Source organism: Georgenia soli, from assembly GCF_002563695.1.
In the GTDB taxonomy this organism is placed as follows: Bacteria; Actinomycetota; Actinomycetes; order Actinomycetales; family Actinomycetaceae; genus Georgenia; species Georgenia soli.
In genome coordinates this window covers 16,030-28,453 of the sequence record NZ_PDJI01000001.1, presented here as the reverse complement: position 1 = coordinate 28,453, position 12,424 = coordinate 16,030, and the positions used below count along the sequence as shown (strand labels likewise).

General features: G+C 65.7%; 12 protein-coding genes. 11 read left to right on the top strand and 1 reads right to left on the bottom strand.

Features of this window, described 5'->3' with window-relative positions:
* Positions 1-22 precede the first annotated feature (22 nt).
* From ATJ97_RS00125 to ATJ97_RS00110, 4 genes are read left to right on the top strand one after another with little or no spacing between them, the layout of a single operon-like run.
* Positions 23-913, top strand: a complete 891-nt coding sequence (locus ATJ97_RS00125) for a dihydrodipicolinate synthase family protein (protein WP_098481990.1) — start codon at positions 23-25, stop codon at positions 911-913.
* Positions 914-951: 38 nt separating this feature from the next.
* Positions 952-2,382, top strand: coding sequence for an aldehyde dehydrogenase family protein (locus ATJ97_RS00120; protein ID WP_098481989.1), 1,431 nt, complete (start codon positions 952-954; stop codon positions 2,380-2,382).
* 6 nt (positions 2,383-2,388) lie between these two features.
* Positions 2,389-2,787, top strand: coding sequence for a ferredoxin (gene fdxA, locus ATJ97_RS00115; protein WP_098481988.1), 399 nt, complete (start codon positions 2,389-2,391; stop codon positions 2,785-2,787).
* Between the two features lie 7 nt (positions 2,788-2,794).
* A complete protein-coding gene (locus ATJ97_RS00110) occupies positions 2,795-3,994 on the top strand; it encodes a CaiB/BaiF CoA transferase family protein (protein WP_098481987.1) in 1,200 nt (399 codons plus the stop codon).
* A gap of 6 nt (positions 3,995-4,000) precedes the next feature.
* Here the strand turns inward: ATJ97_RS00110 and ATJ97_RS00105 are convergent, their stop codons facing one another.
* Positions 4,001-4,660 (bottom strand): GntR family transcriptional regulator, encoded by a 660-nt coding sequence (locus ATJ97_RS00105; RefSeq protein ID WP_170036960.1) that lies wholly within the window; start codon positions 4,658-4,660, stop codon positions 4,001-4,003.
* A gap of 135 nt (positions 4,661-4,795) precedes the next feature.
* Between ATJ97_RS00105 and ATJ97_RS00100 the strand changes: the two genes are divergently transcribed.
* From ATJ97_RS00100 to ATJ97_RS00070, 7 genes are all read left to right on the top strand, one after another.
* Entirely contained in the window at positions 4,796-5,575 is a 780-nt protein-coding gene (locus tag ATJ97_RS00100; protein WP_098481985.1) for an SDR family oxidoreductase, read from the top strand.
* Between the two features lie 807 nt (positions 5,576-6,382).
* Positions 6,383-7,516, top strand: a complete 1,134-nt coding sequence (locus ATJ97_RS00095) for a tyrosine-type recombinase/integrase (RefSeq protein ID WP_098481984.1) — start codon at positions 6,383-6,385, stop codon at positions 7,514-7,516.
* On the top strand, positions 7,509-7,862 hold the full coding sequence (locus ATJ97_RS00090; protein WP_098481983.1) for a helix-turn-helix domain-containing protein: 354 nt from the start codon (positions 7,509-7,511) through the stop codon (positions 7,860-7,862). Before ATJ97_RS00095 ends, ATJ97_RS00090 begins: the two co-directional genes overlap by 8 nt.
* Complete coding sequence (locus ATJ97_RS00085) at positions 7,855-9,309, top strand: Fis family transcriptional regulator (protein WP_098481982.1); 1,455 nt, start codon at positions 7,855-7,857, stop codon at positions 9,307-9,309. Before ATJ97_RS00090 ends, ATJ97_RS00085 begins: the two co-directional genes overlap by 8 nt.
* A gap of 58 nt (positions 9,310-9,367) precedes the next feature.
* Positions 9,368-9,580: a hypothetical protein gene (locus ATJ97_RS00080; RefSeq protein WP_098481981.1), complete on the top strand. Its 213-nt coding sequence runs from the start codon at positions 9,368-9,370 to the stop codon at positions 9,578-9,580.
* Between the two features lie 154 nt (positions 9,581-9,734).
* The gene (locus tag ATJ97_RS00075; RefSeq protein WP_098481980.1) at positions 9,735-10,055 is read left to right on the top strand and encodes a hypothetical protein; all 321 of its coding nucleotides are present in this window, start codon (positions 9,735-9,737) and stop codon (positions 10,053-10,055) included.
* A 593-nt stretch (positions 10,056-10,648) separates the two neighbouring features.
* Positions 10,649-12,352: a calcineurin-like phosphoesterase C-terminal domain-containing protein gene (locus ATJ97_RS00070; protein ID WP_098481979.1), complete on the top strand. Its 1,704-nt coding sequence runs from the start codon at positions 10,649-10,651 to the stop codon at positions 12,350-12,352.
* The last annotated feature ends 72 nt before the right edge of the window (positions 12,353-12,424 follow it).

Below are 12,424 nucleotides of genomic sequence, written 5' to 3'. Positions count from 1 at the left end.
CTGGTTTACTGAAGGAGTATTTGTGAGTGTCAAGGTTCTCGATCCAGGGGTCTGGGCAGTTTCGCCCACGCCGTTCAGCGGCAACTCGTTGAGTATTGACGAGAGCAGCCTCGACCGCATTTCGGCCCATTACGAGGCCATCGGTGCGACCGGCATCACCGTCCTCGGCGTTCTGGGTGAAGCCGCCAGCCTCGATAGCGAAGAAAAGCGAGTCGTGCTGGAAACTGTGATGGATGCGTGTGATCTGCCGATCGTCGCGGGTATGGTCTCGCGGGCCACGGCACCAGTGATCGAGGAAGCGCGACTCGCGGCCGACGTGCTCGGCGACAGACTCGCCGGCGTCATGGTCCAGGTGAACTCTGCCAATGTCGTGGCTGCGGCTGATCACCTCAATATGATTCACGACGCAACCGGCCTCGGGATCGTGGTCCAGGATTACCCGCTCGTTTCGGGTGTCCACATCTCGGCACCGGCTCTCGTTCAGGTGGTTAAGGCTGCTCAAGGCGTCGTGGCGGTCAAGGCCGAATCCGCACCGAGTCCCGGTGTTGTTGGTGAACTCGCGGCGAACCTTGATGTGCCGGTGTTTGGCGGTTTGGGCGGGGTCAACCTCATCGACGAACTCGCGTTCGGCGCGGCCGGGGCCATGACTGGCTTCTCGTTCACCGAGGGGCTCTTGGAATGCGTGCGGGGATGGAATGAGGGCGGCTTCGAGGCGGCGCGCGCCGCGTATTCGCCTTACCTTCCCCTGATCAACTTCGAGGCCCAGCGAGGCATCAACGTAGGCATCCGCAAGGAGGCAATCCGGCGCCTCGGGCACTTTACCGATTCTTCGGTTCGGCCCCCGGTCCAGGGCCTGCCCGACGGCCTTTCTCCCGTCCTCGCTCAGCATCTCGCCGCGCTCGGGGCACGGTAGTTCGTAGGCCGTCCGACGAGTCATCAGAAAAGGACATCATGACCACTCGTATCTTCAACAGCATTGACGTCGATCAGTCGGGAAACCCGACCGTGGAACGGCGGAACCCCGCCGACAGCTCCGACCTCGTCAGCGTCACCGTCTCCTCGACTGCGGAGGAGACTCGCGACGCCATCGGAAAGGCTGCCGAAGCACAGGTTGCCTGGGCGGCCACCGAACCGGTCGTGCGCGGCCGTATCCTCATGGACGCGGCCGAGCTTTTGAGGCAGCGACAGGCTGCCTACGCCCGCGACCTCACCCGTGAGGAGGGAAAGACCTTGCCCGAGGCGATGGGCGAGGTGCAGCGAGCGATCGACGTGCTTCGGTACTACGGAAGCGAGGCATGGCGCCTTGGCGGCACGGTGTTCACGAGCGGATTCGCGAATACTCTTCCCTATACCAAGCGGGAGCCGCTCGGCGTTGTCGGGGTCATCACCCCGTGGAACTTCCCAATTGCAATTCCGTCGTGGAAGATCGCGCCCGCGCTCGTGACTGGGAACGCCGTAGTCGCCAAGCCGGCTGAACTGACGCCGCTCTCGATGAAAAATCTCGCGGACGCCCTCGCCGAAGCTGGCCTTCCCGAAGGTGTGCTCAACGTTGTCTACGGCGGCGGTCGTACGGTCGGCTCCGCCATCGTCAGCGATGAGCGTGTCCGAGCGGTCTCGTTCACCGGGTCAACCGCTGTAGGCCAGCAGATCAAGCGTGAGCTCGATGCACGTGGAGCCAGAGTGCAACTGGAGCTTGGCGGAAAGAACGCGCTTGTCGTGCTCGATGATGCCAACGTGGAACAGGCTGCGGCGATAGCGGCCGCCGGTGGCCTGGGACTGACCGGCCAGGCCTGCACGGCCTCCTCGCGCGTTATCTGCACACCTGGGATCTACGAGGAGTTCGTAGCGGCCCTTGTCCGCAAGACCAATGAGTTTGTGCCGGGCAACGGCCTGGACGCTGGTGTGCGAATGGGTCCGGTGGTGAGTGAGACGCAGCTCGCTACAGACCTCAAGGCTCTGCAAAGCGTGCGTGACGCCGGCGGTGAGTTCGCTGCCGGTGGCAACGAAGCCGATGGACTGTTCCTTGCCCCCAGTGTGGTGACAGGGCTGCCCGACGATCACGAAGTCAACGTTGAGGAGGTCTTTGGCCCGCTCGTGAGCGTCCTCATGGCGAAGGATCTCGACGAGGCGATCGAGAAGGCGAACTCCACGAAGTACGGGCTCGCCGCCTCGATATGCACGACAAGCATAAGTAACGCCCAGCAGTTCATCGACAAAATCCAGGCCGGTGTCATCAAGGTCAACCGAGCGACAACCGGACTCGACCTCAACGTGCCGTTCGGCGGTGTAAAGGAGTCCTCAACGAACACGTTCCGCGAGCAGGGGCCTGTGGCGATCGACTTCTACACGTGGTCGAAGTCCGTGTATCTCGGCTGGGACTGATGGGAAATGCCGTACACAATCGCCGAGCCATGCATCGACATCAAAGACCGTGCGTGCATTGACGTGTGCCCGGTTGACTGCATCTACGAAGGCGGCCGTTCGCTGTACATCCACCCCGATGAATGCGTCGATTGCGGCGCGTGCGAGCCGGTCTGCCCGGTCGAGGCGATCTACTTCGACGCCGATCTGCCCGACGAGTACGAAAAGTACGGAGCGGACAATCGCGAGTTCTTCACCGGGGTGCTGCCCGGCCGCGACGAACCACTCGGTTCGCCCGGCGGGGCAGCGGAGCTCGGGCCACTCGAGGTGGACACCCTGCTCGTCCAGAATCTGCCCGAAGGTATCAATGCCGGTCTGTTGGACGACCAACGCGGCAGTACCGGTGCACAAAACAAGGGGCTCTAGTTAACTGATGCTCAGCGACATAAGAGTTCTAGACTTCACGCACGTCTTCATGGGACCGAGCTGCACCCAATTACTCGGGGACTTCGGAGCCGACGTCATCAAGGTAGAAAGTCCACGCGGAGACATCTCCCGTTCGGTCATCGTAGACGAGGACGGCCTAGACAATCCGATTTTTCAAAGTGTCAACCGCAACAAACGTAGCGTTGTGCTCGATCTCAAGCGGGAAGGGGGGCGTAAGGCGCTCCTCAGTCTGGCCGCCACCGCGGATGTGGTGGTAAGTAACTTCCGGCCCGGAGCCCTCGACCGATTGGGCGTGGGTGAATCGGCGATACGAGAGGTTCGGCCGGACATCATCTGGGCCACCGGAACGGGCTACGGCCACGCCGGACCGTACTGCGAAAAGGGCGGCCAGGATGCCCTGGCTCAGGCCTATAGCGGTGTGATGTACCGCGCGGCGGAGTTCGGACATCCGCCAGCTGTCTACCCAACCGCGATATGCGACTACATCACCGGAATGCACCTTTTCCAAGGGATACTTCTGGCCCTCAAGCATCGTGAACGAACGGGCGAAGGGCAACGGATCGACGTGTCGCTCTACGACTCGATGCTCCACCTGCAGATGCAGGAGGCGGCGATGAGGCTCAACCGCGAACAAGAGATCAACTGGGGCGGCATGCCGCTGACGGGTGTGTTTCCGACCCGCGACAGCGCGATCTGCGTTGTCGGGGGTTTCCACCCGCATCGACTCAAAGCTCTCGCGACCGCCCTAGATGCTGAGGAGATACTCGACAACCCGCTCTTCGCAACGCTTGAGTCGCGATTTCGAAACCGACCCGCACTCCAGGAAATTCTCCGAACAAAGTTGCTCGAGAACACGACCGCGCACTGGATCAGCAAGCTCGAAGAACAGGACATACTCTGCGCGCCCGTACGAAACCTGTCCGAGGCGCTCGAGGATCCACAGACGGTTCTCAACGACATGCTCATAGAGATGGACCATCCAGTCTCGGGGACAGTGCGAATGGTGGGTAACCCGATTCACATGTCGACTCCGAGCTGGAAGGTCACCAGGCCAGCGCCAACCCTCGGCCAGCACACCGAGGACGTCCTACGTAGCATCGGCTACTCAGATGTTGATCTCGATCAGCTTCGCAACACCGGAGCCATTAGCCAATGCACAGGCCGCGAGGTCGCGAGGTCGCAATAGGGAGAGTCATCCCGCGGCGGCAATCCCCGTCGGATAAGACGCGAGCACGGTCTCCTTGATCTTGGCGACATGGGCCAGCATGCGCTCGGCCGCAAGTGACTCATCCCGAGCGTCGACGGCCTCAAGGACCCCCATGTGGTCCTGCGCGCACTCAATGTTGAAGCCGACAACGGGCGTGTCCCGCATCCGCAGTGACAACGCAAGATCGTAGGCATTCGCAACGGCTTCGGCCAGATACGGGTTTCCGGTGGCACGAGAGAGCGACATATGGAAGCGCCGGTCTCCGAGACGGAATCCCTGACTGTCACCATTCTCAGCCGCATGCAGGCATTCCGCTGCAGCCTTGAAGGCTGGCTGTACCGCCTCAGCCGAGACGCTCCGGGCCGCGAGACGCCCCGACTGGGCCTCAAGGCCTTCTCGCAACTCGTAGGCGTTGCGAATCGCCTCTACGGAAGGCTCCGGCACCCGCAAGCCAGAGCGACCGTCATGCTCAATGAGGCCGATCCCGGCAAGGCGTACGAGAGCTTCACGGACCGGCGTCTTGCTCACCTGGAGCATCGCCGCGAGCTTCGCTTCAGAAAGCCGAGCTCCGGGCGGAATCTCCTTGGAGACGATCGCGGTCCGAATCGCTTCGTAGGCACGATCACGCAGGTTCACGTGCTGCATGGCGAGCGGCTGGAGTGCCGTCCCCGTCGGTGAGTCAGATGAAGTTAACTCCATGGAGTCAAACGTTAGCAGTATATGTAATACTTGGCGAGAGATACGCCATCTCAGATCTGACATACGAATGGACGGTGTGTCGTGACCACTAGTCGCGTGGCAGTTGTTTTCGCTGCAAGTTCCGGGCTGGGACGGGCATGCGCACGTGCGCTCGCCCGCGACGGTCACAGAGTTGTGATGTGCGCGCGGGATGAAGCGCGGCTAAGAGACGCAGTTGACGAAGTGCGCGGTGAGGGGGCCTCAACGGTTGGCGTCAATGCCGACGTCTCGAATCCCGACGATGTGATCCGAGTGCTCGAGACCGCGCGCGGAGAGTTCGGGGCCGTCGACATCTTGGTCGCGAACGCTGGTGGGCCGCCTCCGGGCGACTTTCGCTCAATCGGTCCAGCTGAGTGGGAAATAGCGCATCGCCTCACGCTGATGAGCGTGGTCAACGGCATCTACGCCGCCCTGCCCGATCTTGAGAAGAGCTCGGCCGGACGGATCATCGTACTTGGCTCCTCCAGTGTGCGCCGTCCCCTCGACGGCCTGGTCCTCTCGAACGTCTATCGGCCCGGCATCTCCGGACTGGTCGCATCCCTGGCCGTCGAGTTCGGCCCGTTCGGTATCACGGTGAACATGGTTTCCCCCGGAAAGATCGAGACCGACCGGATTCGAACGCTAGACGCGCTACGCGCCGAGCGGGCCGGCGTAGAGGTCGAAAAGGTCAGGGCGAGCACCGCACAACAGATTCCCATGGGACGTTACGGCCAGCCTGACGAACTGGGCGCCGCCGTCGCGTTTCTTGCCTCGGATGAGGCGGGATACATCACTGGGCAAAGCATCATGGTTGACGGCGGCCTCGTCGCCTCACCGCACTGACTCCGAGCGCGGCCGGCGGCACTTTGGGGGGGATCGACTAGAGGTGGGGGCGCTTCGACACCCTTGGCGGTCGAGGAGGAGTAGCGCCGCAGCGGGCACATGCCGCCCGGGCAGCTGGCCCGCGGCTGGCGCGTCACCCGCCGCATGCACACCCTGACCATGCCCTCAGGCGGGCAGTGGATCCTCCTGGACCACCTGGCCGCCCTCGGGGCGATCGAGCGGGCGCTGCCGGAGCTGCTGACGAGCCACGGCATCGGCGGGCTGACCCTGAGCGAGCTGACCGCCGACCGGCGCGAGCTCACCGTGCCGATCGCCACCTGGGCCCGGGACCTCGTCATGGACGACGGCCGGCCCCGCCCACGGCGTCGTCTTTCCCTCCGAGCACGGCGGGGCCCGCGGCTACGCCTACTGGCTGCGCCGGGTCGACGACGGCGAACCGCTAACCACGGAGCCGCTGCGCGCCGACGAGGGCACCGAGATCGACGAGCGCGACCCCCGGCCTCGTCGCCGTCGCCACGCGCTTCGGCATCCGCGTCCACTGACCAACTGTGTCACCGCGAGGGGGAGTGGCAGAAATCGTGCAACCGCACGGAAAGTGACATAAGGTCCATTATCGGATCATAAGGAGGACGAGTTCAAACAGATGCGAGAACTCGTCCCAACCTGCCTGGGGCGGTGTCGCCGCAGGTCAGGCGGGCGGCCGGTAGTCATGCGCGGGTGCTTGGCGGGGCTGGCTCGCGGAGTTTCGTCGCAGGTCAGCGTACCAATCTCTCGTTTAATGAGAGATTCTCGCGTACGGTTCGGCGCATGGAGCTGGTTCCGGGGCGGGTTCCCGACTTTCTGGCGGACAACGGTGTCGGCCTGCTGCGTGCCGAGGACCGGGTGTTCGAGGCGATGGTCGACGGCTGGCGCGCGCAGCTGCTGGCCCGCGGGCTGACGACGGCGTTTATCCAGTCCTCGTGCCGGCTGGTCGAGCGGTTCCAGGAGCATTCCAACGAGTACCCGTGGACGTGGTCGGCGCATCATGTCGATGAGTTCTTCGCGGATCGCCGCAGCGGCGAACGGCCGTTGGCGCTGTCGACCCTGCGGGCCCACTCCGGCGCGATCCGGGCGTTCTGCGCCTACCTCACCGACTCGCGGTACGGATGGGCGCGCCTGTGCGAACGGGTGTTCGGTGACGTGCCCTCGCAGGTGGTGTTCGAGTGGAACACCCCGCGTCACACGACCGACGACGCGGTCCCGCCGCGGCGGCGCAGCTTCGCCCGGGGCGAGCTGCAGACCTTCTTCGACACCGCCGACGACCTGGTCGACGCCGAGTTCGCCAAGGGCTCCAAGCGCTGGTTGCCGGCGCTGCGGGACTCGATCGCGTTCAAGGTGGCCTACGCCTACGGGCTGCGCCGGCGCGAGCTCGCGTTGCTCGAGTCTGTCGACTTCGGCCCCAACCCGCACGTGCCCGACTTCGGGCGGTTCGGCTCGGTCCAGGTCCGGTGGGCTAAGGGCACCAAGGGCTCCGGACCACGGCGGCGCACCGTGCTCACCGTGCCGGAGTTCGACTGGGTCGTCGCCCTGCTGGAGTTCTGGCTCTCCCCCGACGGTCGGGCACGCTTTGCGACCGCGGACCGCTCCACGCTCATGTGGCCCTCCGAACGCGCGGGTGGCGCCGCGCTGCGCAACTTCGACCGCTCCTTCCAACGGCTCCGGGAGCTCGCGGGCCTGCCGGCCGAGCTGTCGCTACACGCCCTGCGCCACTCCTACGTCACCCACCTGATCGAGGCCGGCTACGACCCGCTCTTCGTCCAGCAGCAGGTCGGCCACAGCTACTCCTCCACCACCGCGCTCTACACCTCGGTCTCGGCCGACTTCAAGCACAAGACCATCCAGCGCATGATCGCCCGCCGCATCGGCGCGGACGACGGCACAGACGGGAGCAGCCATGAGTGAGCAGCGACGCATCGGCTACCGCTGGAACCTGCGGCAGCTGATGGCCCAACGGAACCTGTGGAAGACCACCGAGCTCATCCCCCTGCTCAAGGCACGCGGGATCAACCTGTCCAACGCCCAGGTCCACCGCCTGGTCACCGTGACGCCCGAGCGCATCCCGGCCCGCACCTTCGCCGCCCTGTGCGACATCCTCGAGTGCACCCCCAGCGACCTGTTCGAGCCCTACGTCGAGATGCGGGCCGCCGCGACCGCCAACGCGCCGCGCCGGCCCGAGGACATCGGCGTCAAACCCGGGCAGCCCATCGCCCGCCGGATCCGGGTCCTACCGGCCGACCACGATGGCTAGACCCCGCAAGGCCAGCGACCCGGCCAGCTTCCCCGAGGCCTGCGGCCGCTGCGGCCAGCACTACCAGGTCGCCGCCCGCTGGCCCGACGGTCCCGTCTGCGGCTACTGCTACCAACGCGCCAAACGCACCCGCGGCACCTGCGCCTGCGGCCACACCGGCGTCCTGCCCGGCATCGCCGACGGACAACCAGCCTGCCGGCAGTGCTCGGGCGTCAAGCTCAACGTCGACTGCCGCACCTGCGGCGCGGAGGATGAGGTCTACGACGGCGGCCGCTGCTGGACCTGCGTGCTCGCGGCGACGGTCGACCGGTTGCTGACCAACCCCGCCACCGGGACCGTCTCTCCCGAGCTCGTGCCGATGGTGACGGCCCTGAAGTCGATGGAACGCGCCAACAGCGGCCTGACCTGGATCCGGCAACCGCACGTCACCGCGTTCCTCCAGCACCTCGCCGTCGCCCCCGCCATCACCCACGAGGCGCTCGACGAGCTCCCGGCCTCGCGCACCCGGGACTACGTCCGTGGCCTCCTCGTCGAGCACGGCGCACTACCCCGCCGCGACGAGCTCCTGGTCCGGTTCACTGCCTGGAGCCGCCAGGCGCTCGACCGGCTACCTGCTGGCGAGCACCGCGACATCGCCGACCGGTTCGTCCGCTGGCACCTCATCCGCCGCATGAACGCCGCGCCGGGCGCGGTCACCCAGGGCACCTTCCTGCGCTCGAAGCAGACCACGACCGTGACCATCGACTTCCTGACCTGGCTCACCGCCCGCGGCACCCCCCTGGACCGGCTCACCCAGGCCGACCTCGACGCCTGGCAGGCCGGCGGACCCACCACACGCGAGCTCGCCAGCCGCTTCCTCGCCTGGGCCATCAAGGCCCACCTCGTCGATCCGGACCTGCGCATGCAGCCCCACCGCCGCGGCACCGCCGACAAGCTGCCCTCCGTCGAGCAGACCGCGGCCGTTCAGGCCGTCGTCCACCACGACGACCTCACCGCCAGGGACCGCCTCGCCGGCATCCTCGTCCTGGTCCTGGGCCAGCAGGTCGAGGACGTCGTCCGCCTCACCTGGAACGACGCCACCGTCACCGACGACCTGGCCACGATCACTCTCGGCAAAGCGCCGATCACTCTCCCGCCGCCGCTCGACGAGCCGCTGCGCCAGCTCCTCGAAGAACCTGGGCACGGCCGCACGGCCGCGCACCCCCACAGCCCGTGGATCTTCAGAGGCCGCTCCCCCGGCCACCACCTCGGCGCAGCCCACCTGCGCCAACGACTCAAGACCGTCTGCTCCACCAGAGCCGCCCGCCTCGGCACCCTCGCCGAGCTCGCCAGGACAAGCCCGATCCCGGTCCTCGCCGAGATCCTCGGCTATCACCAGACCACCCTCGAACGCCACGCCGTCGCATCCGCAAACGCCCACAGCCGCTACATCGCGGCGCGCCGCTGACACTCACCAACTGATCGGGCGGGAAACAGTCATGAACAGAATACGTTTCACTTTCACAATGGACGACATCGAGATTCTCGTCCTTGAACGCGAGGCTGAGCCCGGAGTCTTCGACGTTGGATTCTCGCCAGAACCCACTACAGGCCCCTCTGGCTTCACGCTCGCCTTCCTGGGCTCACCCCCAGTGACGGTCACCCGGGAGTTTCTCGAGCAGGAGGTGCGGAAGACCATCGCGGGCTACGGCCCTGATGAACTCAGCTGGACCGTGTGAGTACGCGGGCCGTCGGCCCGTTCGACGCCGTCGAGGTCTCTTAGGAGTTCCGCTTGCCACAGCGCACGATTACTCAAGATCGGCTACCTTGTAAGAGTTGAGGCTTGAACACGCGGGATTTCATCTCGAGTCAGGCGCCAGGCGGGAGGCCCCAATGAGTTTCATCGGCAACCCCGGGCCACTGCCTGGCCCAGAAGTGCTAAAGCTCTACCAGCAGCCCGAAACCAACATCCGCGGTAGCGGTAGCCGCACTGTCGCCTTCTTCGCCTCGGTGGTCGCATGCGGAATGTCTCTCATCGCGTGGTTCAGCGATCCCGACACATTTCACATCTTCGCGATCGGCGGTAGCGCCCTGGCCACGTTCGCGGGTCTTGTAGCCATTGTCCGCTCACCGCAAGGCTTCCGCTGGCCAGCGTATATCTGGACTGCTCTCGGTCTCGCGCCAGCAGTTTTCTTCTTGGCGATGCACTTCTGACGGACGAAGAGCCGCTGAACTACCGCGTAGTCAGACAGGGACCATGGTGCCTCTGATAGCCGAACGCGTCTCGGGGGCACAAAGACGAGCCAATTGCGCGACACGCCCTAGTGCGCCCCCATCAAGTCCCACGCAAGGGCGCGCGCCATAAGGAGCCGTTCCTCCGGCGTGCTGGCGGTCATGGGCCCCGGGTCGGGACGGACTTCTCTACTCGTCCTACCGCAACACGTCTCCCTGCCAGTTCATGTAAGATGGCTGATCTCATAAGTAGGACAACCTCGGGTGGCTGTGTGTGTGCTCGTGCCCGACAGGCGCTGCTCACTCCACGGCGCAACCGCCAATTGCTCCGCTCCGTACGGCCGGCTCGACCGCGCCAGCGCTCGACCTGCTGCCGTCGGCGACGACCACCAACGGGTGCTCACCGTGCTGGCGTGGCACTGGGACAGCCGGCGCCCGACGCCGTTAAGCGCGGTAAAACCATGCGCGTCCGCGCGAGTGTTGACTGACGGGTCACAGGGCATTCACCGGGGTGTTTCCGGGCGTCCCTAGCGTCACGAGGGTTCCCACCTCCCCAGCAGAAGGAATGCCTCGACATGACGCTGTCCACACGAAGGATCGCGCTCGCCTGCGGCGGCGCTGTGCTCGCCGGCCTCGTCGTTCCCGGAGCGGCTGCGTCGGCCACCCCGACGGAGCAGACGGCCGACGGGGTCGTCTACGACGACCAGAACCAGAACGGCCGGCGTGACGCAGGAGAGCCCGGCGTCGCCGGCGTAGCCGTCTCGAACGGACTCGACGTCGTCACCACCGATGCCGACGGAGCCTACGAGCTGCCCGTCGACGACGAGACGATCATCTTCGTCACCAAGCCGCGCGGCTACATGGTCCCTGTCAACGACGTCCAGCTCCCGCAGTTCTACTACCTGCACTACCCCAACGGGACACCGCACGACCTGCGCTACGGAGGCATCGAGCCGACTGGGCCGCTGCCTGAGTCCGTCGACTTCCCGCTCGTCAGGCAGGAGGACAACGAGAAGTTCGACGCCCTCGTGCTCGCGGACCCGCAGACCTACACCTCGGGGGAGATCGAGGAGCTGCGCCAGGACATTGTGGCGGAGCTCGCCGGGACCGACGCCGCCTTCGGCCTCACGGTCGGCGACGTCGTGAACGACCCGCTGCACCTCTTCCCCGAGCACAACGCAGCCGTCGCCGAGATCGGGATCCCCTGGTGGAACCTGCCCGGCAACCACGACATGGACTACGACGCACCCAGCGACGAGCACGCGACCGACACCTACAAGTCCGTCTTCGGGCCCACGAACTACTCGTTCGACTACGGCAAGGTCCACTTCGTCGCGATGGACAACATCGAGAAGGTGGGTGCGGGGAAGGCCTACCGCGCACACCTGAACGAGGAACAGCTCGCCTGGCTCGCGAACGACCTCGCGAACGTGCCCGAGGACAGACTGGTGGTGCTCGCCACCCACAGCCCGCTCCGCACCGACGCGACGCCGTCCACCGGGCTCAACCTCAACGACGAGAGCCTCCAGGGGCTCTTCGACGTGCTCGGGGACCGGAGGCACGTCTACAGCTTCGCCGGGCACGACACCTCGAACAGCTGGCAGATGTACCTCGGCGAGGACGAGGGCTGGACGGGCGCCGAGCCGTTCCATCACCAGGTGCTCGCCGAGGCGCGGGGTGGTGGATGGGGTTCCGGGCCGGTCGACGAGCGCGGCGTCTCCGCCGCCGACATGGCAGACGGAAACCCCAACGGCTACTACACGATGAGCTTCGACGGCGTCGAGTACACCCCGCGCTACAAGGCGGCGAGCCTGCCGGCAGACTTCCAGATGCGCCTGTCGTTCTCCGGAGGCGCCGCCGGCAGAACCCATGTTCCGTCGGGGCCGAGCGGTTCCGGTGACTTCGCGGAGCCGGTCGTCTACCACCCGCGCGACTGGGACGAGGAGCGCTGGACCGTGCCGACCCTGACCGCGAACGTCTTCGATGGCGGTGAGCGACACACGGTAGAGGTGTCGGTCGACGGGCGGCCCTTCACGGCGATGACTCAGTCCGAGCCGGCGAACGACCCGTACATCACCGAGCTGTTCGCACGGTACGACGGCACACCTGAGCGCCCGGCCAGACCGGAACCCTCCTCCCACCTGTGGACCGTTCCACTGCCCCACAACATCGCTCCCGGCGCCCACACCGTCACCGTGCGCAGCACCGACCCCTACGGCCAGGTGTCGACCTCGACCGCGCAGTTCAATGTCGTGGCAGGCAAACCCAACGTCGGCTGACTTCCTGGCAGGACAGGCAGGACCGCAACGGCGGGCGGTGGGATCTTCCTACCACCCGCCGTTTGTCGTCCC